At 35.4% G+C, this 23,614-nt stretch carries 22 protein-coding genes, 1 pseudogene and 1 riboswitch; of the genes and pseudogenes, 17 read left to right on the top strand and 6 right to left on the bottom strand.

Annotation, left to right across the window (positions count from 1 at the left end):
* The coding region (locus A33S_RS11595; RefSeq protein WP_017176599.1) for an AI-2E family transporter at positions 1 to 737 on the bottom strand (737 nt) is incomplete at its 3' end.
* A 120-nt stretch (positions 738 to 857) separates the two neighbouring features.
* On the opposite strand from A33S_RS11595, the gene A33S_RS0104275 reads away from it, so the two are divergent.
* Positions 858 to 1,895, top strand: a complete 1,038-nt coding sequence (locus A33S_RS0104275) for a CAP-associated domain-containing protein (RefSeq protein WP_009384454.1) — start codon at positions 858 to 860, stop codon at positions 1,893 to 1,895.
* Between the two features lie 18 nt (positions 1,896 to 1,913).
* The gene (locus A33S_RS0104270) at positions 1,914 to 2,351 is read left to right on the top strand and encodes a YlbF/YmcA family competence regulator (RefSeq protein WP_026048959.1); all 438 of its coding nucleotides are present in this window, start codon (positions 1,914 to 1,916) and stop codon (positions 2,349 to 2,351) included.
* Between the two features lie 73 nt (positions 2,352 to 2,424).
* On the opposite strand, the gene A33S_RS0104265 is transcribed toward A33S_RS0104270, so the two are convergent.
* Positions 2,425 to 3,342, bottom strand: coding sequence for a glycerophosphodiester phosphodiesterase family protein (locus A33S_RS0104265; protein WP_009384458.1), 918 nt, complete (start codon positions 3,340 to 3,342; stop codon positions 2,425 to 2,427).
* 128 nt (positions 3,343 to 3,470) lie between these two features.
* On the opposite strand from A33S_RS0104265, the gene A33S_RS0104260 reads away from it, so the two are divergent.
* On the top strand, positions 3,471 to 3,725 hold the full coding sequence (locus A33S_RS0104260) for a YlbG family protein (RefSeq protein ID WP_017176598.1): 255 nt from the start codon (positions 3,471 to 3,473) through the stop codon (positions 3,723 to 3,725).
* Here A33S_RS0104260 and A33S_RS0104255 read toward each other — a convergent pair.
* Positions 3,722 to 4,111: a DUF7147 family protein gene (locus A33S_RS0104255; protein ID WP_009384461.1), complete on the bottom strand. Its 390-nt coding sequence runs from the start codon at positions 4,109 to 4,111 to the stop codon at positions 3,722 to 3,724. The two genes, A33S_RS0104260 and A33S_RS0104255, sit on opposite strands and share 4 nt — an antisense overlap.
* Positions 4,112 to 4,179: 68 nt before the next feature.
* Between A33S_RS0104255 and rsmD the strand changes: the two genes are divergently transcribed.
* A complete protein-coding gene (gene rsmD / locus A33S_RS0104250; RefSeq protein WP_017176597.1) occupies positions 4,180 to 4,728 on the top strand; it encodes a 16S rRNA (guanine(966)-N(2))-methyltransferase RsmD in 549 nt (182 codons plus the stop codon).
* On the top strand, positions 4,721 to 5,209 hold the full coding sequence (coaD, locus tag A33S_RS0104245) for a pantetheine-phosphate adenylyltransferase (protein WP_017176596.1): 489 nt from the start codon (positions 4,721 to 4,723) through the stop codon (positions 5,207 to 5,209). The genes rsmD and coaD overlap by 8 nt, the downstream gene beginning before the upstream one ends.
* Positions 5,210 to 5,259: 50 nt before the next feature.
* On the opposite strand, the gene A33S_RS0104240 is transcribed toward coaD, so the two are convergent.
* Positions 5,260 to 6,393, bottom strand: coding sequence for a nucleotidyltransferase (locus A33S_RS0104240; protein ID WP_009384467.1), 1,134 nt, complete (start codon positions 6,391 to 6,393; stop codon positions 5,260 to 5,262).
* 127 nt (positions 6,394 to 6,520) lie between these two features.
* On the opposite strand from A33S_RS0104240, the gene A33S_RS0104235 reads away from it, so the two are divergent.
* The 8 genes and pseudogenes from A33S_RS0104235 to gmpC all read left to right on the top strand — a co-directional run bounded on the left by A33S_RS0104235 (position 6,521) and on the right by gmpC (position 15,898).
* Positions 6,521 to 7,051, top strand: a complete 531-nt coding sequence (locus A33S_RS0104235) for a YceD family protein (protein ID WP_009384469.1) — start codon at positions 6,521 to 6,523, stop codon at positions 7,049 to 7,051.
* A gap of 31 nt (positions 7,052 to 7,082) precedes the next feature.
* Positions 7,083 to 7,256 carry a 50S ribosomal protein L32 gene (rpmF, locus tag A33S_RS0104230; RefSeq protein ID WP_009384471.1) on the top strand — a complete coding sequence of 58 codons (174 nt, stop codon included), beginning with the start codon at positions 7,083 to 7,085 and terminating at the stop codon, positions 7,254 to 7,256.
* Between the two features lie 132 nt (positions 7,257 to 7,388).
* On the top strand, positions 7,389 to 8,129 hold the full coding sequence (locus A33S_RS0104225; RefSeq protein ID WP_009384472.1) for a TrmH family RNA methyltransferase: 741 nt from the start codon (positions 7,389 to 7,391) through the stop codon (positions 8,127 to 8,129).
* A 290-nt stretch (positions 8,130 to 8,419) separates the two neighbouring features.
* Complete coding sequence (gene pheS, locus A33S_RS0104220) at positions 8,420 to 9,490, top strand: phenylalanine--tRNA ligase subunit alpha (protein WP_009384473.1); 1,071 nt, start codon at positions 8,420 to 8,422, stop codon at positions 9,488 to 9,490.
* Entirely contained in the window at positions 9,477 to 11,885 is a 2,409-nt protein-coding gene (pheT, locus tag A33S_RS0104215; RefSeq protein ID WP_017176594.1) for a phenylalanine--tRNA ligase subunit beta, read from the top strand. Before pheS ends, pheT begins: the two co-directional genes overlap by 14 nt.
* A 1,294-nt stretch (positions 11,886 to 13,179) precedes the next feature.
* Positions 13,180 to 13,288: riboswitch (SAM riboswitch) on the top strand.
* Between the two features lie 70 nt (positions 13,289 to 13,358).
* Positions 13,359 to 14,374: pseudogene (locus A33S_RS11590) on the top strand (methionine ABC transporter ATP-binding protein).
* 1 nt (position 14,375) lies between these two features.
* On the top strand, positions 14,376 to 15,035 hold the full coding sequence (locus tag A33S_RS0104200) for a methionine ABC transporter permease (protein WP_009384481.1): 660 nt from the start codon (positions 14,376 to 14,378) through the stop codon (positions 15,033 to 15,035).
* Positions 15,036 to 15,055: 20 nt separating this feature from the next.
* On the top strand, positions 15,056 to 15,898 hold the full coding sequence (gene gmpC, locus A33S_RS0104195; protein ID WP_009384483.1) for a dipeptide ABC transporter glycylmethionine-binding lipoprotein: 843 nt from the start codon (positions 15,056 to 15,058) through the stop codon (positions 15,896 to 15,898).
* Positions 15,899 to 15,972: 74 nt separating this feature from the next.
* Here gmpC and A33S_RS0104190 read toward each other — a convergent pair whose 3' ends face one another.
* Positions 15,973 to 17,223: a DUF1958 domain-containing protein gene (locus A33S_RS0104190; protein WP_009384485.1), complete on the bottom strand. Its 1,251-nt coding sequence runs from the start codon at positions 17,221 to 17,223 to the stop codon at positions 15,973 to 15,975.
* Positions 17,224 to 17,511: 288 nt separating this feature from the next.
* Positions 17,512 to 18,441: a ribonuclease HIII gene (rnhC, locus tag A33S_RS0104180; RefSeq protein WP_009384487.1), complete on the bottom strand. Its 930-nt coding sequence runs from the start codon at positions 18,439 to 18,441 to the stop codon at positions 17,512 to 17,514.
* A gap of 212 nt (positions 18,442 to 18,653) precedes the next feature.
* Between rnhC and zapA the strand changes: the two genes are divergently transcribed.
* From zapA to A33S_RS0104160, 4 genes are all read left to right on the top strand, one after another.
* Positions 18,654 to 18,920 (top strand): cell division protein ZapA, encoded by a 267-nt coding sequence (gene zapA, locus A33S_RS0104175; RefSeq protein ID WP_009384489.1) that lies wholly within the window; start codon positions 18,654 to 18,656, stop codon positions 18,918 to 18,920.
* A 12-nt stretch (positions 18,921 to 18,932) separates the two neighbouring features.
* A complete protein-coding gene (locus A33S_RS0104170) occupies positions 18,933 to 19,436 on the top strand; it encodes a CvpA family protein (RefSeq protein WP_235044512.1) in 504 nt (167 codons plus the stop codon).
* 72 nt (positions 19,437 to 19,508) lie between these two features.
* Positions 19,509 to 21,215: a DNA polymerase/3'-5' exonuclease PolX gene (gene polX, locus A33S_RS0104165; RefSeq protein ID WP_017176591.1), complete on the top strand. Its 1,707-nt coding sequence runs from the start codon at positions 19,509 to 19,511 to the stop codon at positions 21,213 to 21,215.
* A gap of 15 nt (positions 21,216 to 21,230) precedes the next feature.
* The gene (locus tag A33S_RS0104160; protein ID WP_009384494.1) at positions 21,231 to 23,579 is read left to right on the top strand and encodes an endonuclease MutS2; all 2,349 of its coding nucleotides are present in this window, start codon (positions 21,231 to 21,233) and stop codon (positions 23,577 to 23,579) included.
* Positions 23,580 to 23,614 lie beyond the last annotated feature (35 nt).

Below are 23,614 nucleotides of genomic sequence, written 5' to 3'. Positions count from 1 at the left end.
ATAATACAAATCACGATACTTAATATAAACGCCGAAGGTATACCTATAATTTTCAAACCGATAAAGGTCCAAATCCATGTGATAAAGCTTAGGATAATTGCAGCTCGAATTAATCCTAAAGAAGCATTCTTAACTTTATAATACATTTGAACCATACGCGCATAAGTCTCTTTTTGAAGCTTATCTTGCGCGATAAGTTTAATTTTAGGAATCTCGATTAAGAATAGGAAAAGCCCTACTAAGAAGACGACTAACGCAATGATGAATTCATGTAATGCACTCATAAACGACGTCACGTTCTCGAAACTTAAAATATCAATAAATGCGTGTTTTAGGTTCGTTAAAAACTTATTTACTTCTAAATTGATAGAATTTTGAATAACTGTAGGGACATTATTTTCAAAACGGTCACTTAAATCATTCCAAATATCAATTAGTGTATTAATTTTACTCGGCAAGGTTTCAACGAATCGATAAATAATATTGATTAATTGTGTGATTGTCAGCCAAATTAAGAGCACAAGTATCACGATAAATGAAGTAAACACAATGGTTACATTGAGTGGGTAATTCGGAATATGCTTATTTAACGCGACTACGATTGGATACAACAGTAACGCACAGCATAATGAAAGCAGTATTGGAAGTACTAATGGCAGTATAAAGTAACCAAATAGCATCAATAGGGTGACTAAGCTTAACAATTTAAGCGTCGTCTTATTAAATAATAATTTCATAGAAGACACCTCTAGGTCTGTTGAACGGTATATAGTTTTATTATATTTTAATAGATGATTAAGGTTTAATGCAATCGTTTTTGAAACATTTAATAAAGTTAACGAAAGGAGGATAACGATTTGAGGAATTTAGTAATTAAAATAATTGGTGTCGTGTTAATGGCTATATTTGTGATTTATTTGTTTTATTCACCTAAATTAAAATTCGACGTGCTTGAGAATCCTAAACAAAACGACGCTTCAAATCATGCTTATAAACAAAAAGAACCTAAGTATGAAAATAAGAAATTAGAGAAGGGTGTTGGAACTTGGATAGGAAAGCCATTAAGTCATCTCACTCAAAAATATGGTCAAGCTGAACGTTCTTATCCTTATAAGAATGGCTTTAAGCAATACGTATTTAGAGGTAAAGATACGTACTATCTTGTAACTACTAAAAAGGATTCCATCAAATCCGTCTATGCGACCGGTAAGAAGGCGCAGGTTCATCCTTTTAAAGTAAGAGGCAATGCATCTAAAGTTTTCGAACATGCGTATATCAATCCTGAAGTAGAAATCAAAGACCAAGATGAATCGAAAGAAATTGAATTATCGGATGAAGATTTAAAGACACAAACACTTATTCAATATAAAGATACGTACGCTCAAGTGTACAGTGATCAAGAAACGCATAAAATTCTAGCTGTAAGGTATTTGGATGCAGAGGCACTAGCAACATTCGAACCTTATACCAATAAAGAAGACAGTGAAGACGCGAAAGAAGAGGCTGATAGCGTACCTTATTCACAGAATGCGAATCAGTTAATGACACTTTATGAAATTACGAATGAAATGCGTAAGATTAAGGGCATTAAACCGCTTAAAATAAGTAATGAGCTCGGCGATATTGCTGAAGTTAACTTATACAACGCCTTAACTGAGGATCAAACAGAATTCACTGAAGATGCCCTGAGACGAGAGCTTGACCGCAATGAAATTCGTTATGATCAATTAGGTCTTAATGTTGGTTATGGATTTAATGACGTGCCATCAGTCGTTCATAATTGGCTTAATTCAGATTCTCACCGTTCACGTATGTTAAACTCTAAGTATAGTGAAATGGGTGGCGAAATTAAAGACCATTACTATACATTACTTTTCCTAAAAAGAGAATCTTAAAAAGAGGTGATATCATTGATATATAATGAAGCTGTTTTTTCTATATTAGATGATGTCGAAGACTTAGCTCATAAAATTAAGCAATCTGATATATATCATGCTTATTTAAAAGCCAAATCAACGATGGAAGAAGATGTTGAGGCTACGAATAAGTATCAAGCTTTCATTCGAAAGAAAGAGAAATACGATGAAGTCATGCGATTCGGTAATTATCATCCGGATTACTTCAATACTATGATAGAAACACGTAAGTTAAAGCGTGAATATGAAATGCATCCGAGTGTGGTGGCGTTTAGACAACATGAAACGAAGCTTCAAGATTTAATTGATGAAGTTCTCGTGATTCTTTCAAAAGCCATATCAGATCATATTAAGGTTGAAGCGGGTAATCCATTCTTCCGTACTGATGTTGGTGGTGGCTGTAGTACAGGCGGCAGCTGTCAATGTAGTTCATAAAAATAACCCTAAGGTCAAAACTCTAATGTAGAGTTGACTTTAGGGTTTTTGTATTGAAAGGGCTTTTCAAAAGCTAACGATTTAAGAATTGATTGCCGATGTCTGGTCGGTTCGTCACGATTGTGTGAACACCGTATTGTATTAAGTCGTTCATTAAATCAAGATTATTAACGTCCATAGCGCATGTAATGATGCTTTGTTTATTTAACCATTTAATAAAGCTCTTAAGTAGTGATGTGGATTGTCTTAATTCAGTAGGTAGCATTAATGCTTGAACTTGGCTTTCTTCAGCTAATTTAGGGTTGCTGCCATATTGTAGTAACACCTTCTTAGCTTCATTGCGTCCTAACATAAATGCTGTGTCGTCGTTACGATATAAATTGAAGCGGTTGATTTGCTTTTCAAATGGACTCGTCACGCACACACGGTTTGAGCTTTCAGTTGCTTGAATGATGTCATAAATTTTAGTCGGCGCGATACTTCCTAAATATGTTTCTGGATTATCTTTAATATTTAATATAAATAACATTTTAGGATATAGCGTTAGCAATGTTTCTAATGATAAAATCTTCGCGTCGGGGTTATTTCTAAATGGTGTGTGTCCATTGATATCTTTAAAATGATAGCCAGCATCGAGCTTAACAATTTCATCGTAAGTGTGCTCTGAGACATAACCTGAGCCATTTGTGTGAATATCAAGTAAAGCTTCGTCGTAAACAATCGGAACCTCGTCTTTAGTTAAGCGCACGCCAACTATGCATCCAAGCATGTTGTAGTAGAATGCGTTATCAAAAGCAAGTTTCGTATTTTCAGGGCGTAATACAGAACCGCCTTTATGCGCAAGCACATAAGGGATTTCCTCATGTTTAAAGAACTGAGGTGTATGGGTTGAAGTCGTTTCACGATTCAAATTCTTAAATATGTAAATGCCTGCAGTAACAAGTGATGTTACCGCACTTGCGCCAAGTAAGTATTTCGGAAATTTAGCCAACTTAATATCCCCCTTGAAGTCTATTCATTTGGATAATATCAAAGAATGTCTTGTATATAAAGTTTTTACATTATAGGCTTGCATGATTTTAAAAGTTGATATAGATTTAAGTCAATGGAGTGATATTTATGAAATTAGTGCAACGTGAAAATTTAATTGTGTTCCTAAAAAATATGAAACATGAACGTCAACTCAGAAAATATGGTCACATTAACTATATCAATAAACAAAAAAAATACTTATCTATTTACGTTAACCAAGATGAAGTAGATACTATTGTTCATAAATTAATGCGCTTAAAATATGTTAAACACATTGAAGGATCGTCTTATAAAAATTTAAAGCAAACGTACTCTAAAGAGACGAAACCAAATTATCTTTAAATAAGTGGTGGGATCCAGCTTTGTAAGCGCAGAACATTAGTCAGGTAATTAAAAAATAATGGTAGTTCGTGATAGTCTTCAGGTGGTTTAACGTCTATTTCGTATACTTTAACACCATTAGATTGAGCCCATGATGAAATCATGTCGTACTTCTTGTTTGACTCAGGGTATGGGTAATTAAATGCATTAATCATGATGTAAATCCCTTGGAAATATTGACCTTCAGTTGGGTTCATAACGATTGCTGCTGAAGACTTCTTGTTTGGTGAATTAGGTGTATGAAAGCAAACTACCTTAGAAATGCGTTCATGATTGTATTCAAGTAAGGCTTTGAACTCATATAAATCCGTTAAACCTTCACCAAGAACTATAAACGATTGTTTCATGTTTAACCTCCTTTAATTTCAGTAAGAATTATATTAAATATAACATTAGATTGGAAGTGTTTGATACGATGCGTGTTATCGCAGGTGAACATAAAAGTAAGTTATTAGAAACATTAGATGGTCGCAATACACGTCCAACGATGGATAAAGTTAAAGAGGGCATATTTAATAGCTTATACGAATTTGATGGGCTCGGGCTCGATTTATTCGCTGGAAGCGGTGGTCTTGGTATAGAGGCCTTATCGCGAGGTATGGATAAAGTGATCTTCGTTGACCAGAACATTAAAGCAGTTAAGGTTATTGAAGGGAACTTACGTCATTTAGGTATTACAAATTGCGAAGTTTATAAAGCAAATGCGGACCGCGCTTTAAAAGCTCTTCATAAGCGTGAGATTCAATTTGATTTAATCTTTCTAGACCCACCATATCAAAAAAGGTTAATTGATAAAGCTTTAAAAAAAATTGACGCATTTGATTTATTGAAAAAAAGTGGTATTATCGTGTGTGAGTTTAAGCAAAAGGAATCAATTGATATAGGTAATTTCCAAGAAATTCGTCGTTATCAATATGGTCAAACTGAAACAATGTTATTAGAAAAAGGAGAAAGACATGTCTAACACGAAAGCAGTAATACCAGGTAGTTTTGATCCAATTACGTATGGTCACTTAGATATTATAGAACGAAGTGCTCAACGATTTGATGAAATTCACGTTTGTGTTTTAAGAAACAGTAATAAAACAGGTACGTTCACAGCTGATGAACGTATTGCGCTCATTCATGAAAGTATCAAAGGCATGACTAATGTTAAAGTGCATCAATATAATGGATTGCTTGTTGATTTCTGTGAAGTTATTGGTGCCGATACGATTATCAGAGGATTACGTGCTGTCAGTGACTTTGAATACGAACTAAGACTTACTTCAATGAACCGTAAACTTAATGACAAAGTCGAAACATTTTATATGATGACACGTACAGACTATTCATTTATCAGTTCAAGTGTTGTTAAAGAAGTAGCGCAATACGATGCCGATATTTCGGAATTTGTTCCTAAACATGTAGAAGATGCATTGTTTAAGAAATTTAATAAGAGATAAGATATGGACGGGCGATTAAGCTATGAGGCTTAGTGCCCGTATTTTTTAATTCACGTCCTAATCACCGGCGTATTAAAGTCCGTGTCTCTTTGACCTGAAATAAGATTATAGATCCGCGTCGCTTTAATCTCGTGCTGAAATAAAGCTTGATTTTTTTTATTGGTATTTGTTTCAAAGTTGCGGTCAGGATAAGTTGCTTTTAAATGCTTTAAATATGCTCGACCTGTGTCATTCATGGCAAGTATACGAACGCCTTGAACGTCACGTTTAACATCCTCATATTTAAAGTTAAGCAAGACATTCGTAAGCACACGTTGTAAATGCGTATGCGTGTAACGCTTAGTTTTAAGACCATTCATAAACGATTCAAACGCATCACTATCATGAATGGTCGATTTAAGCCGATTTTCTAATCCTTCAGACATTGTATAAATCTGTTTTAAAGCGTCCGAAGATTGTGCTTCAATTTGATACTTCAAATATGGAAAGCAGTCATCCCAAGTTAACGTTTGAGTTTGATATAACGCGCGTACTTCTTTAGGTACGAATGGACTAATGTCTTCGTGCTTCGAAAGGGCTTTTCGGATAGCAGAGCCACTCGCAAGTTTGGAAGAAGAAGTAAGGTTCTCGTCATGGTGATTGGCACCCGTACGCTTAATCGTGTGCGGGCTAATATGGGGCGCGAAACGCGAAATCGCCTTCATGTAGGATAGCCCAAGAATGTTGTTAGGGTGGGTGACGATATCAGGATTATCAAGCAGTTCACTTACAATACGCGCATACGACTTACCCTTTTTAATTTCTGCTTTAAATTGGTCAGATTGCTCAATTTGGTTCAGTGCTTGCATCCCCCTTGAAAAATCCTCTAAGTCACCGGACTCGCTACCGAATGATAAATGTTCACAGCCCATATAATCCGCTACTTTGACACCCATCTCAGCGAAAATTTCGCTTGACGATAAAGCGCCAATTAAAGGTAATTCTACTACTAGATCAACGGTAGATAATGCCATTTTAGCGCGAGTGAATTTGTTGAATATAGCGGGCTCCCCGCGCATGACGAAATGACCGCTCATGATAGCTATCGTAACGTCACTTTGGGTCTTAAATTTTGATTGAATCGCATGTCGTTCATGTCCATTGTGAAAAGGATTATATTCTGTGATTAGTGCAACACTTTTCATTTGCAATCTGTCCCTTCAAGTCTCATCATGAGTATTGTAACAGAAGATAAGATGTTAAGAAAAAATCTTGACAACTTGGACTTAGAAAGTTAAAATAAATTTTGTGCTTGTTAGAGGTGAAGCCATAATGAAGTGGTCAATAACACAATTAAGAAAATTCAAAGGGCAACCGTTTGAATTTAATCAAACTGTTCAATTCGATCATTTAATTGAACAACTTAATTTAATCGATTTATCAGACATTCAAATTGAAGGTCAACTCACTGTTAAATCAAACGAAGTTGTAGCGGATATGACTGTACGTGGTGTTTATACAATGGCATGTGCAAGAACGCTTGAACCTGTGGAAGTCCCTTTTACAGAATCTACAACTGAAGTGTTTGATTTAGAAGGTGAATATGAGAATGAAGAAGATGAGCATTATCATCTTGCGACTGATGGCATGATAAATCTACGTGACATCGCTGAAGAGCTTGTTATTTTAGAAAAGCCAATGCGCGTTTTCTCTGAAAATAGCGACAAAATGTTACGTGAAGGTAATGGTTGGGAAGTTATTGACGAAGATCAATTGGAAGATAAATCTGAAGACGAACAAGTCGAAGAGAAAGTCGATCCAAGGCTTCAGAAATTACAACAGTTATATGATAAAAAGCAATAACGTATGTATTTGAATATAAGGAGGATTAATCATGGCAGTACCAAAGAGAAGAACGTCTAAGACAAGAAAAAACAAACGCCGTACGCACTTTAAATTATCAGTACCAGGTATGGTAGAATGTTCAAACTGCGGCGAATTAAAATTATCTCACCGTGTATGTAAGAACTGTGGTTCTTATAAAGGTGAAGAAGTTATTTCTAAATAATATCATCTACGTATAATGTAATGTGTTTAATGTATGATTTTTAATCTGGGTCGTGAATGTATATCGCATTTGTGACTCAGTTTTTTTATGGTACATTTTAAGTAAGTCGAATAAAGAATTGAGGGGTATATCTTGCTAAGTATCACTTCAAAACAAAATGTAAAAATTAAAAATGCAAACAAATTAAAGCGCAAAAAAGTGAGAGATGCTGAAGGTAAAGTACTCTTAGAAGGCGTTCACCTTATTGTAGAAGCTTTTCAAAATCAAATCGAAATTGAGCAACTATTTGTCGTACGCGAAGATTTAATTCATGAAGACATCATACATAAAGCTCAAGAAGTGTACGAAATAAATTTAGATATCGCAGAAGCATTGTCTGACACCGTGACACCTCAAGGCGTATTTGCGGTTATTCAAAAACCGACGTACGAGGTCGCTGATAAAAACCGCGTACTCCTTGTAGACCGTGTTCAAGATCCAGGAAACCTAGGTACAATGATTCGTACAGCTGACGCGGCTGGGTATGATTTAATCGTTATTTCTCGAGGTACGGTTGATCCTTACCAAGATAAAGTTTTACGTGCGAGTCAAGGTAGTGTCTTTCACATTCCGATTGTTAATGAGGACTTATTAACGTTTATTCAAGATTTTGACGGTCCAGTATATGGTACTGCGCTTGAAGACGCCGTTCCTTACAAGGACGTTGAAATTTCAGAACGTTTTTGTTTAATTCTTGGTAATGAGGGCGAGGGCGTTTCGAAAGACCTTCTTAAGGAGACTACGCAAAACTTAACGGTGCCGATTTATGGTCGAGCAGAAAGTTTAAATGTTTCGATTGCAGCAGGGATCTTAATGTATCACTTAAGAGGTTGACCGTTCATGTTAGATTCATTTATAATAAATTTGTAATTTGAATATTAGCGAAGAAAAAGAAGACAACTAGCAACAAAGTAGACAAGGGAGAATAACCGAGACTGAAAGTTATTCCTACTGGGCTAGATTGGTTCACCTTTTTAGCTACTTAAAGAAATTTAAGTCGGATGTCATCATCCGTTATCAATAAATTAAAAGTGTATGCGTATGCATAAATTTGGGTGGTACCACGGAAGACCTTCGTCCCTATTACAGGGCGGAGGTCTTTTTGTATTTAAAGGAGGATACAAATGGAACAAACAGAAGTCATGTCAAAAATTGTGCAACAAGCACATATTGATATTAACGAAGCGGCCGATGAAAAGGCTTTACAAGATGTTAAGGTTAAATATTTAGGTAAAAAAGGATCTGTAACAGGCTTAATGAAACATATGAAAGACCTTCCTAAAGAGGAAAAGCCTGCTTATGGTCAAAAAGTGAACGAAGTACGTCAACAAATTGAAAAGGAAATTGCGGAAAGACAAGAGGTTCTTGAAACTGAACGTCTTAATAAGCAATTAGAAGCTGAGTCAATCGACGTAACGTTACCAGGCCGTCAAATTAAACTCGGTGCGAAACATCCTTTAACGCGCACGATTGAAGAAATTGAAGATTTATTCCTAGGTTTAGGATATGAAATTGTAAATGGTTATGAGGTCGAACAAGATTATTATAACTTCGAAGCTTTAAACCTACCGAAATCACATCCAGCACGTGATATGCAAGATAGCTTTTACATTGAAGATGAAATTTTAATGCGTACACATACATCACCTGTTCAAGCACGCACACTTGAAAAGAAAAAAGGTAAAGGCCCGGTTAAGATCATTTGCCCAGGTAAAGTTTACCGCCGTGATTCAGATGATGCGACGCACAGTCATCAGTTTACTCAAATTGAAGGACTTGTCGTAGCTGAAAATATCAAGATGAGTGATCTTAAAGGTACGTTAGAACTCGTTGCTAAAGCGTTATTTGGCGAAGAACGTGAAATCAGATTACGTCCTAGCTACTTCCCATTTACTGAACCGTCTGTTGAAGTGGACGTATCTTGCTTCAAGTGTGGCGGAGAAGGTTGTAACGTTTGTAAACAATCAGGTTGGATTGAAATCTTAGGATCAGGCATGGTTCACCCTAATGTGTTAGAAATGGCAGGCTTTGATTCAAATAAATATACTGGCTTTGCGTTCGGTATGGGTCCTGACCGTATTGCTATGTTGAAGTATGGCATTGAAGACATCAGACATTTCTATACGAACGATGTACGATTCTTAGAACAATTTAAATCAGTAGAAGATAGAGGTGACGAAAATGCTCGTATCTAAAGAGTGGTTAGAACAATATGTTGAAATAGATGTAACAACTGAAGCATTAGCAGAGCGTATCACACGTTCAGGAATTGAGGTAGATGCTTTACATGACTTTTCACAAGGGATTAAAAATTTAGTGGTAGGTTATGTAGAAGAAAAATCTCTACACCCTGACGCCGATAAGCTAAGTATTTGTAAAGTGAATATTGGTGAAGAGGCGCCAGTTCAAATCGTTTGTGGTGCCAAAAATATTGATCAAGGGCAACATGTTATCGTAGCGACAGTAGGTGGTCGCTTGCCAGGTGGCATTAAAATCAAGCGTGCTAAAATACGTGGTGAAGTATCAGAAGGTATGATCTGTTCTTTACAAGAAATTGGTCTAAATTCGAACGTTGTTCCTAAAGAAGCAGAAGAAGGTATCTTCGTATTTCCTACAGAAGTTGAACCTGGAACGAATGCTTTAGATGCATTATATTTAAATGACCAAGTGATGGAGTTTGATTTAACACCTAACCGTGCAGATGCTTTAAGTATGATCGGTACAGCTTACGAAACCGCAGCACTTTATCAAACAGAGGTTCATAAGCCTGAAACTCAATCTAACGAATTAGATGAACAGGCTTCTGAAGAATTATCAGTAAGTATCGAAGCTCAAGACAAGGTTCCTTATTATAGTGCGCGTGTCGTTAAAAATGTAGAAGTGGCACCATCACCTATGTGGATGCAAGCGCGCTTAATGAAAGCTGGCATTCGTCCGATTAATAATGTCGTAGATATCTCGAATTACGTAATGCTTGAATACGGTCAACCTCTTCATATGTTCGATCAAGATCAAATCGGTTCGAAAGAAATTGTCGTACGTCAAGCTCGTGATAATGAAACGATGACAACTTTAGATGATAAAGAAAGAACGTTATTGACTTCTGATTTAGTAATTACTAATGGACAAGAACCTATCGCATTAGCAGGCGTAATGGGTGGAGACTTTTCAGAGGTGACAAACCAAACTACAAATGTCGTAATTGAAGGTGCTATCTTCGACGCTGTATCAATCCGTCATACGTCACGTCGTTTAAACCTACGCAGTGAATCTTCGAGTCGTTTTGAAAAGGGCTTAGCTTTAGAGTTTGTTGATGAAGCGGTAGACCGTGCTTGTTATTTATTAGAAACGTATGCAAGCGGTAAGGTCCTTAAAGCGCGTGTGTCAGATGGTTCATTAGGTGCGTTAACGAAGACGATTGAAATTACGCCTAAGAAGGTTAACGATACAATTGGCTTAAATTTAAATGATCAAGATATCATCGATGTGTTTCTACAGTTAGGATTTAAAGCTGAGAAAGCTGAAGGGGACGCTGTTAAGATTCATGTCCCTTCAAGACGTCGTGATATTACCATCCATGCTGACTTAATTGAAGAAGTTGCACGTATTTACGGTTACGATGAAATCCCGTCAACGTTACCTGTCTTTGAAGATGTTACATCTGGTAGTTTAACTGACCGTCAAATGAAGACACGTCTTGTTAAGCAAACGATGGAGGGTGCTGGTTTAAATCAAGCGATGACATATGCACTCGTTGACGAAGCGCGTGCTAAAGATTTTAGTATGTCTGATAAAGATACAACACAGCTACTAATGCCAATGAGTGAAGCGCATTCTACGTTACGTCAAAGTTTATTACCTCATTTAATTGATGCTGCAAGTTATAACGTGGCACGTAAGAATCATGACGTCATGCTTTATGAAATTGGTCGCGTATTTTTCAGTAATGGAAAAGGCCAATTGCCGGACGAAGTCGAATATCTAAGTGGTATTATGACGGGTGAGTATGTGTCAAATCTATGGCAACAAAAGAAAGAAGAAGTTGATTTCTTCTTAGTAAAAGGTGTTGTAGAGCGTGTAGCTGAAAAGCTCGATCTAACATTCGATTATCAAAAAGCTCATATTGATGGCTTGCATCCAGGACGTACAGCTGAAATTTTATTAGACGGCGATGTAGTAGGATTTATCGGTGAGTTACACCCAAGTGTACAAAAAGATTACGACTTAAAACGTACGTATGTCTTTGAAATCAATTACGATAAACTTATGGAAACATCTGTAGGCTATATTAATTATGAACCTATTCCTAAATTCCCAGGCGTAACTCGTGACATTGCTTTAGTGGTTGATCGTGATGTAGAAGGTGCAGAACTAGTTAAAATTATTAAAGATAATGGCAAAGATATCCTTCAAGATGCGCTTGTCTTCGATGTTTATCAAGGTGAACATATGGAAGAAGGTAAGAGGTCTGTAGCGATACGATTATCTTACTTAAATAAAGAAGAAACACTTACTGAAGAACAAGTTACGCAAGTGCATAATGGTATTCTAGAAGCACTTGAAAATAATGGTGCTACATTACGTGGTTAATTAGAGCTATAAGAGTTTGGGTGCATGCCCGAGCTCTTTTTTTAATATTTATGTTTTTTTTTATTCGTGATCTGTAATATAAAATAAATATTGTTTACATTTATAAATGAATGGTGTATTATGTAAATATAAAACACCCATCCATTTTTGTTGAAACCATTAGGTGGAAAGTATAGAACATATTGAACTCCCGTTAAGCAAGTTCAACTATATGTTTACCAACAGCTTGCTAACTAATGTCTCTACACATTAGCTAGCTTATTTTTTAATCTTTCTTGCGTAATACCATATGACAATTTTTTGAAACAATAATGAAATACCAATAGTGATTTAAATACTTAAATCAAATATTTTACTCCTTTCCACCTTAGTTTTCGTAAAATGTATTGAGTGAACCAAGAGTCTGGGACATAAGTCGTGAAATAGAACATTTAAGCTTTATTTCATACAATTCTCAAAACAGCTGACTCAGAGGGCGGGGCCCCGGCAAAGAAATTTGCGTAGCAAATTAACAAGCTATGCAAGCCGGGGCTCTTCCTCATGAACAAAGAAGCCTGAGCTTCTTTGTAAGTCCAACTATCGTATTGAAAATACGAGTTGGGCTTTAGGAGACTACAGGCTCCGGCCATGCCCCAGGAAAGCATGCTGTTTAAGGGAATTGTAGTATTATGTCTCAGCCTCTTTTATTCAAGTAAAATACGTTGTAATTTTCAATTAATAATATAAAATAAAAATCATTTACTTTTATTACTAAGCAGTGTATAATAAAAATATAAAAAAACCTAGCTATTTTAAAGGATTTACTAGGTGGAAAAATATAGAACATATCGAACTCGCGTTAAACAAGTTCAACTATATGTTTACCAACAGCTTGCTAGCTAATGTCCTCACACATTAGCTAGCTTATTTTTTAATCTTTCTTGCGTAGTACCATATGACAATTACTTGAAACAATAATGAAATACTAAAAGTTATTTCAATACTTAATTCAATTAAAATTCTCATCGTACCACCTCCAATACCAACACATAAATAGCTGGAGGTAAACGCATAACTGTTGCTACATTTTTATTGATTAAATTATATTATAAATAAAAAATAAAAGATGGTGTTATTTTAATACGCATTAAAAATAAATACTATATTCTAGGGCTTTTTAAAAAAAGGGATTTAAAAATGCCTGAAATCGCGAAATACAAGGGCATGACAAAAACTATTCTGAAATTTCAAAAAATCTATTGACAATCTTGAGTAATATAGTAAGATTAGTTGTACCGATAATTAAATATTCTGAATCTTATCCAGAGAGGTGGAGGGAAAGGCCCTTTGAAACCTCGGCAACAGGCTCAATCGTTTTTGAAAACTGTGCCAATTCCTGCAACGTGAAGTTGTAAAGATGAGACAAGTAGTATTCGAACCTATGGACTTGTCTTATCCATAGGTTTTTTATTTTAGTTTTAAGGAGGCATTACATTGATAGAGTTCAAAGGGGTAAATAAATCCTTTTATAAAAATACGCTAGAAATACAGGCGTTAAAGGATATTGACTTAAAGGTAGCCCAAAAAGATATTTATGGCGTTATTGGATATAGTGGTGCTGGTAAAAGTACGTTAATACGCCTAGTTAACCACTTGAAAAGCCAACATCTGGTGATGTAATTGTGGATGGCCAGAGAATGAATCAACTCAAACCCAAGCAACTTCGTTTAGTAAAGAAAGATATCGGTATGATTTTTCAACACTTTAATCTTTTAAACTCAAAATCAGTCTTTTACAACGTGGCAATACCACTCATTCTTCAAAAGAGATCAAAATCGTACATCAATCAAAAGGTTTCTGAAATGTTAGCCTTTGTTGGTCTTGAAGATAAAGGTAAACAATTTCCGAATGAATTATCTGGTGGTCAAAAGCAGCGTGTAGCAATAGCACGTGCACTCGTAACAGATCCAAAAATTCTTCTTTGTGACGAAGCGACAAGTGCGTTAGATCCTTCAACAACAGAATCAATTTTAAATTTGTTGAGGAAGGTTAACCAATCTTTAGATGTCACAATTCTTTTAATCACACATGAAATGAGTGTGATTCAACAAATTTGTAATAAGGTCGCAGTAATGGAAAGAGGGCGCGTAATAGAACATGGAGATGTATTAAAGGTACTAGGCCATCCTCAAACAGAAACTGCTAAAAGCTTTATTTCAACGATTATAAAAACGGACTTGCCTGAGTCATTAAAAGCTCATCTTCCTTCTACTCAAAATGTTGTAGATATCAAATTATACCTTGAAGGTAAGCAAATTGGTGATCAGATATTACAGCATCTTATTAGGAACTTAAATTTAGATGTTAATTTAATTTACGCATCGATGACAGAAATCCAAGGTACTTCAGTAGGCTATTTAACACTACGATTTAACGAACCTACTGATCAAATATACAAGGCTTATGATTACTTTAATATACATAATATTGAATATGAAGAGGTGATATAACATGCTTGGTTCTTCTATCGATGTTTCACAATTATTTGAAGCGTTATATCAAACGCTATTAATGGTTTCTATTTCATTAGTATTGGGTGCGCTAATTGGTGTTCCTCTTGGTATCTTACTTGTTATCACGAAAAAGGGTGGTATTTGGGAGCAAACATTTATTTATCATTTACTTAACCCAATTATTAATGTACTACGTTCATTACCTTTCATTATTTTACTTATTGCGATAGTGCCTTTTACGAAGCTTATTGTGGGGACGTCAATTGGTACTGAAGCTGCCATTGTACCTTTAACGGTTTATGTGGCACCTTACATCGCACGTTTGGTAGAGAACTCTTTACTTGAAGTGAATAGTGGCGTTATTGAGGCATCACAAGCAATGGGTGCTTCACCTTTTCAAATCATAAGATATTTCTTACTACCAGAGGCACTTGGTTCACTTATTTTAGCACTGACAACTTCAATTATTGGACTTATCGGTGCGACTGCAATGGCCGGTGCTGTTGGAGGCGGAGGTATTGGTGACCTAGCTTTAGCATACGGTTACCAAAGATTTGACACGATGGTTATTATTATCACCGTTGTCATTCTGGTTGTAATGGTTCAACTTATTCAATCATTAGGTAATTTACTCGCTAGAAAAGTAAGGAAAAATTAATAACAAAGGGGAAATTTAAATTGAAAAAATTACTAGCATTAAGTTTAGTCATCATCTTATTTATAGCTGCTTGTGGCAATAAAGGTGATAGTAAGAAAGTTACAGTAGGTGTTGCATCGAACGATACTAAAGCTTGGGAGAAAGTTAAAGAACTTGCTAAAGAAGAAGATATTGACTTAGAGATTAAACAATTCTCTGATTATAATGTTCCGAATAAGGCTTTATCAGATGGGGATATCGACATGAACGCTTTCCAACACTTTGCGTTTTTAAATCAGTTCCAAGAAGCGAATAAAGGTACAGATATCACACCAATTAGAACGACTGTACTTGCGCCATTAGGTATCTATTCTAAAAAGCACAAAGACGTTAAAGATATTAAAGATGGTGCTCAAGTCATCATTCCGAACGATGTTTCTAACCAAGCACGTGCATTAAAACTTTTAGAAAAAGCTGGTCTGATCAAATTAGATAAAGACTTTGGCTTAACAGGTTCACCTAAACAGATTAAAGAAAACCCTAAAAATCTAAAAATTAAAGCAGTTGATGCTCAACAAACTGCTAGAGCTCTAGATGAAGTAGATATTTCTGTAATTAACAATGGTGTTGCTACTAAAGCAGGTCTAGATGCTAAGAAAGACCCAATTTACTTAGAAAGTTCAAAAGGTGAAGCAACTAAGCCTTATATTAACTTTATAGCTGTAAACACTAAAGACAAAGATAACAAAACATACAAACGTATTGCTGAATTATACCATTCAAAAGAAGCTAAAGAAGCGTTAAAAGAAGATACAAAAGATGGCGAAATCATCGTCGACCTTAAACAAGATGAAATTGATAAAATTCAAAAGAGCTTAAAATAATTATATTGCAGATATAAAAACGAGCCTAAGTACTCAATTGAATACTTAGGCTCGTTTATTTTTATATTATTCTTCTACTTACTTCGTTTATAAATTCGATACATGATAAATAACGTTATAGCGAGTATGAACGTTAACAAGAATAGAATCGAAACGATAATTAATAACAGATTGTCCATGATTTTGTCTTTAAGGGTATCAACTTTCTCTACACCAACTGATGGTGCTTTAGTTCCCTTAATAAATGAACGATCGTAATCGAGTTCAATACGTCCTTCATTAATCTTATAAGAGTAATTTTTCATATTTTTAGGTACGACATCATATAAATCTGTTTTAACATCATACACCTTATCATTAATTTCATGTCTACCTTTGGATAAGACTTTCTTATATTCGTATTTCTCTCTCATTTGTTTAACATAACGATTTGCGATGGTGTGACGCATTTTCTCAGCATCATCACTAGGGTATGGTTTCACATTGAGCACGACAACATTTAACCTTAAGTTATCTTTATGATTTGTGAGAGCTAAATTATACCCATTATCGCTAGTTCCAGTTTTTAAACCATCTGAACCTTTAAATCCTCGACTTTCTCCAGGTAAAGATAAATTTGTCGTTCGCATTTTACGTCCTTTTTGAACATCCGCATTCAATTTAGAGTAATTCAATACTTGTTTATGGTCTTTCAACAAGTGATGCATTAATAAACTTAAATCTTCAGCAGTCGTAGAGGTCTTAAGTTCTTTCCTATAGTCTATAGGTTCAAACGGTTTTAGTAAGTCGTTTGATGCACCAGTTGGATTTACAAAATGTGTGTGCGTCATACCTAAGGCTTTCGCTTTGTCATTCATTCGATGCGTAAATTTAGAAGGGCTACCAGCGATTTTGCGACCTAAAACCATGGTTGCTGCATTACTTGAAACAATAGCCGTTTGCTTTAATAGTTGGTCAATCGTATACGTTTCGCCCGCATTTAATTTAAAGGATGCTAAACTTGGCATCTTTGAAAGCTTCTCTTCTTTAGGTGTAATTTTAACCGTATCATCTAAACTTAAATTGCCATTCTCAACTTGTTCAAGTGTTAGATACATGGTCATCATTTTAGTTAAAGAAGCTGGATCGACCTGGCTCTTATAGTGATATTGGTATAAAATTTGTCCGCTTTCCGTTGTGACTGCAAGCGCATTAGGTGTGTATTGTTTACTAATACGATGATCTTGGTTGATAGGTTCTAAAGGTGACGTCTTGCTATAAATATGAGTGGGAAACACCAAATTTAAAATAAGCAATAAAACTAAAATGATATGTAACTTTCTCATCACAGGAATCCTTTCACTTTAATATAAATTTTTTAGGTTATCGATTTCTCATAAGTTACTTTGTATGTGCGTATAGCTTCTATTTTAACAAATAAAAGTTGTATTAGGTTTAAATTGCTTTAAATTAATTGTAAAAAAGACGTATATTTTTATTCTTTTTTGTGAAAAGTCTTTTAAATATACGTCTGAGTAAATATTATTTATTTTTAAAAAGCTTTTTAGAAATATACCAAAGTAAATAACCAAATATGCATATGCCAAAAATAACTTGAATTAACAACATTGTACTCATTTTGAATGACCCCTTTTGTTTAAAATATCTAATGCTTTGTCTCTATTTTTGAAATGACGCTTTGAGTAAGTGTCTAAAGTATTAATATCGTATTTTTGAATCAATTTAGCTGCTTGAAGATCGACTTTCGCACTCGCACCTTTAGGTATATCGAGTTTAAGTTTATGCTCTATTTGTTCCATATGTTTAACAAAAGCATATCTTGAAATAATACTCGCCACAGCTATACTTAATGACTTAGACTCGCCTTTAGTTTCGAATTTTGTCTTCTTATCGCAAGGTATCTCGGTTAAAGCGTAATGCTTATAGACTTCTCTTTTCGCAAATTGATCAATAACGATGTAATCAAGTTCTGTTTGGTCAATTTTATTGAGAACGTTAGTGATACACGCATTGTGTAACACGGCTTTCATCTTAACCTGAGACCAACCGAGTGCTTTACGTTCATTATACTTTACATTATCTAAAGTAATGAGCGAATGTGGAATAAACGTGACGAGTTGTTCAGCTAATTCAACAATCTTGGTGTCGTTGAGACGTTTTGAATCATCAACACCAAGTGTTTTAAGTAGGGGAATTTGATCTTTAGAAACGTAACTCGCACAAACTGTTAATGGTCCAAAATAATCTCCGCTACCTGCTTCATCACTACCGATACAACTATATTGATTATAGGGAATTGTTGGATGGGATGATGCGCTTGATGGTGTACTTTGAGATGCTTGATGGCCAAGTAATTGGTTTGAAACTTCTTGTGCTGTTTTACCTTGAAACATGACTTTATTCGAATTATAAATATTTATCGTAACACCTTTGTATTTGCACTTTGCTTTCATACCTTGAGGTAGCTTTGACTGTTCGAATTTAATCTTAGACATAAGCTGTTTGATTTCTGTATCTTTTAATTTTAAAACTACGTTTGTCATATGACTTCCTCACTTTAATAAACTTATATACATCATATCATAACAAGGATAAACGTATATATGACTTATAGGGCTTTTCAAAGGGGAAGGGTTAATGAAATAAGCGAGATTTCTAAATATGAGAAAGTTATAAAAGCATACACAAAATAATTTAACTCATGTATAATAATAATTGATGAATTGAAGTAAAGAATAAAGTCAGGAGAATCTAAATGGGTGAATTTAAAAATCGAATTAATGTAACGATAAACGATCGTAATTACACGATTGTTGGTGAAGATAATCCAGAACACATTAGGCATGTGGCACATCTTGTTGACGATAAACTGAATGAATTAGGTCGTAAGAGTGCAGGGCTTGATACGACGCGTAAAGCTGTCTTAACGGCGGTTAATATCATGCATGATTATGTGAAATTAGAAGAAGAGCATGAACGTCTTAAACAAGAAGTGAAGCGTCTTAAAGACCAAGGTGAATAATTCTTGATTATTGTGTTGTTCGTTCTAATCGCTTATGCGATAGGTTTTATGATGGGGATTCATCGCGGTGTCATGTATAATGGGTTACATCTATTAACTACTTTGATTTCGATTTATTTCGCGCGTTTATGGTATCAAAGTTTAGGGCCGAAACTTAATCTTGTGCTACCATACCCAGCTACTAAAGCCTATGATATGCATTTCTTTATAGACATCTATGATAGAGAACATCGATTTGATGCATTTGTTACTTTTATATTGATATTTTTACTTTCCAAGCTAACTTTTTATATGATTATCTCAGTATTTGAACGTAAGCGATACCAAAGGCGTATCTCACGTTTAAGTCGTTTATTAGGGGCAATCATTGGAGTCATACCGATCACAATTTATATACAATTCACCCTAATTTGTATGACCTTGTATCCACATAATATGTTTCAAAATGCATTAATTCATTCTAAAATTGCACAATTTTACGTTTGGATTACACCAATTTATACGTTTTTCTTATGAAGTCTTGAAAATTAAAATAACCGAGTCATAGGCCTAAAACTTCCTATGACTTTTTTTAATGAGGTGCTTAAAATGACGAAAAAGGATTTAATTAAATTATTAGAAGACATTGCAACATATATGGAGTTAAAAGGGGAGAATCCTTTTAAAGTGTCTGCTTATCGAAAGGCAAGTCAAAGTCTTGAAATAGATGAACGCACAATTGAAGAAATTGACGACGTCACTGAGCTTAAAGGTATTGGTAAAGGTGTCGGGGACGTATTAAACGACTACATGGAAAATGGAGAATCTGAGACGTTAAACGCGCTAAAAAAAGAAGTGCCGAGTGGACTTGTCCCATTACTTAAAATACAAGGTTTAGGTAGCAAGAAAATTGCGAAGCTCTATCAAGAATTAAATATTACGGATAAAGCGTCTCTACTAGAAGCATGCGAAAAAGGTAAAGTAAGTGAACTTAAAGGCTTCGCTAAGAAGACTGAAGCTAATATTTTAGAAGCTGTTCAAGCGATGAGTCAACGTAAAGAACGCTATCCTATTGATACGATGATTAAACTTAAAGATGAAGTTGCGGCGTATTTAGAAGATATTGAAGACATTGAACGCTTTGAGTTCGCAGGTAGCTTCCGTCGTATGAAAGAACAAAGTAAAGATTTAGATGTCATCATAAGTACAACGGCGCCAGATAAAGTCCAAGCAGCGCTTTTAAAATTCGACATCTTAACGAAAGAGGTTGCTGTTGGTGATACTAAAGTTTCGATTGAAGTCGAATTTGATGATGAAATTATAGGAATAGACTTAAGAATGATAGAACCTAAAGCCTTCTATCATACGCTTCAACACTTCACAGGGTCAAAAGACCACAACATTCGTATTCGTCAAATTGCGAAAGAGACGAATGAAAAGGTAAGCGAGTATGGTATTGAACAAGAAGATGGTTCGCTACTTCAATTTGATAGTGAAGAAGCTATCTATGAGCATTTCAAGGCACCATGGATTCCACCTACAATGCGAGAGGATGGCTCGGAATTTGATAAAGATTTATCTCAAATCGTACAGCTTTCTGATATCAATGGTGATATTCATATGCATACGACTGCAAGTGACGGTGCTTATCGTTTAGAAGACATGGTTAAGGCGAACATCAAAAAGGGTTATCAATTCATGGTGATTACTGATCACTCTCAAAGCCTTAAAGTCGCTAACGGTCTCTCAGCTGAACGCCTTCTAAAACAAAACGAAGAAATCAAAGCATTAAACAAGAAGTATGATGAAATCGATATTTATTCTGGTATTGAAATGGATATCTTAAGTGATGGTACGCTTGATTACGATGATAGCGTTCTTAAAGAGCTTGATTATGTGATCGCGGCGATTCATCAGAGCTTTAATCAATCAGAAAAAGAAATCATGCATCGCCTTGAACAAGCATGTCAGAACCCATATGTAAGACATATTGCGCATCCTACTGGTCGTATCATCGGTCGACGTGATGGTTATAAAGTTAACATGGATAAATTGATAGATATCGCAGAGAAAACGAACACGATTCTTGAGATTAATGCGAATCCTAAACGTCTTGATTTAAGTGCGGATGTACTTAAAAAGCATAAGAACATTCATGTAACGATAAATACAGATGCGCATCATGTTGATCATTTAGACTTTATGAAGTATGGTGTTGCGACTGCACAGAAAGGCTTTGTGACGAAAGACCGTGTACTTAATACGAAATCACGTGAAGACTTTAAATCATTTATTGAAAACAACATTAAACTTTAGAAATAGAGGGATTTTATGAGACAGAAAACACTCGATGTCTTAGAATTCGACAAAATTAAAGCAACCATACAAAATGAAACGATTAGTGAACTAGGTGCTTTAAAAGTAAAAGCGATGAAACCAAGTACAGACTTTGATGAAGTGGTTCATCAAATGGAAGAAACAGATGAAATATCTCAAATTTACAATAAACGTAGAATGCCAAGTTTATCAGGATTGAGTAAAATTTCTGATTATGTGAAACGTGCAACTATTGGTAGCGTACTGAACGTTAAAGAACTTAATGCCATTAAACGCGTGATTCAAGTTCAAAATCAATTTAAAACATTTTACAATCAAATGGTTGAAGAAGATGAAAAAATCGTATATCCCATATTAAATGAACAAATTGAACAATTGCCTGTTTTAACGGATTTATATCAAACCATTCATCAAACGTGTGATGAATCTGACTTATTCGATGACGCGAGTCCAACGCTTCACTCAATTAGAAGTAAAATTTCTACGACGAATCACCGTATTAGACAACAACTTGATAAAATCGTTAAATCGCAGTCCAATCAGAAGAAATTGTCTGATGCAATTGTGACCGTACGTAATGATCGAAACGTTATTCCAGTTAAAGCAGAATATCGTCAGGATTTTAACGGTATCGTGCATGACCAATCTGCTTCAGGACAAACACTTTATATCGAACCTTCATCAGTTGTTGAAATGAACAATCAGATTAGTCGCTTGAGAAGTGAAGAAGACACGGAACGTGCTCGCATTTTAACAGAGCTAACGACACTTGTAGCAACGGACAGCGAAGGTTGTTTAAGTGCAGAGTCTATTATGGGGCATATTGACTTCCTTACAGCAAAAGCCCGCTATGCAAGATCTATCAAAGGTACTAAACCTACCTTCACGACTAACCGTGACATATACTTGCCTAAAGCGTTTCATCCATTATTAGATGCTGAAACTGTCGTAAGTAATACGATTGAATTTGAGCCAGATATTGAAACGGTTATTATTACAGGGCCAAACACGGGTGGTAAAACAGTGACGTTAAAAACACTTGGATTAATTATTATCATGGCTCAGTCAGGTTTATTAATTCCTACATTAGATGGTAGTAAACTCGGTGTCTTCGACCATGTCTTTTGTGATATTGGTGACGAACAATCGATTGAACAATCGCTTTCAACTTTTTCATCTCACATGAAAACGATAGTAAATATCTTAGATGAAGCAAATCAAAACAGCTTAATCTTATTTGATGAACTTGGTGCAGGTACGGATCCTACTGAAGGTGCGACACTTGCGATGAGTATTTTAGACTATGTACACGAAATTGGTTCACTCGTTATGGCGACAACGCACTATCCTGAACTTAAAGCTTACAGTTATAACCGTGAAGGCGTTATGAATGCAAGTGTCGAATTCGATGTGAATACGTTAAGCCCGACTTATAAATTATTGATGGGCGTACCTGGTCGTTCGAATGCTTTCGAAATTTCTAAGCGTCTAGGCCTAAAACTACAGATTATTAATCATGCGAAATCTATGGTTGGCCATGATGAAAAAGAAATTAATGCGATGATTGAATCGTTAGAACGTAATACAAAGCGTGTCGATGAACAAAAGATTGAACTCGATGCCTTAATTCGCGAAGCTGAAACGATGCATAAAGAACTTGATCAAACCTATACTGCTTATCAAAATTATGAGAAGCGTCTAATGGAACAAGCTAAAGAAAAAGCCAATCAACGTGTTAAAGAAGCGACTAAGGAAGCAGATACGATTCTAAAAGAATTAAGACAGATGCGTGATAAAAAAGGCGTAGATGTTAAAGAGCATGAGCTCATTGATAAGAAAAAACGACTCGAAAATCAATACGAAGCGGATTCACTAAAAGCGAATGTTAAAAAGAAAAAATGGGATAAAATCAAAGCAGGCGATGAAGTCAAGGTATTGTCATATGGTCAAAAAGGTGAAGTCCTTGAGTTACTAGATGATGACGAAGCAGTCGTTCAAATGGGTATCATTAAAATGAAATTACCGCTTAACGATTTAGAGAAGAAAGAAAAGCAGAAAGAGAAGCCGTCTAAAATGGTGACCCGTCACAATCGCACATCCGTTAAAATGGAACTTGATTTAAGAGGGTATCGTTATGAAGATGCGTTAATCGAACTTGACCAATATCTAGACCAAGCGGTACTTAGCAATTATGAAAATGTATACATTATACATGGTAAAGGTACTGGTGCCCTTCAAAAAGGTGTCCAAAAACACTTGAAACGTCATAAAAGTATCGCTTCGTTCCGCTCTGGTGTGCCAAGTGAAGGTGGCTTTGGCGTGACCGTTGCAGAATTAAAATAATTTGAGCAATCAAAATGCAATAATAAATAAACTCT

Source organism: Staphylococcus massiliensis CCUG 55927 (genome assembly GCF_000298075.1).
Classification (GTDB): Bacteria; Bacillota; Bacilli; order Staphylococcales; family Staphylococcaceae; genus Staphylococcus; species Staphylococcus massiliensis.
This window is presented reverse-complemented; position numbering and strand designations above follow the sequence as displayed.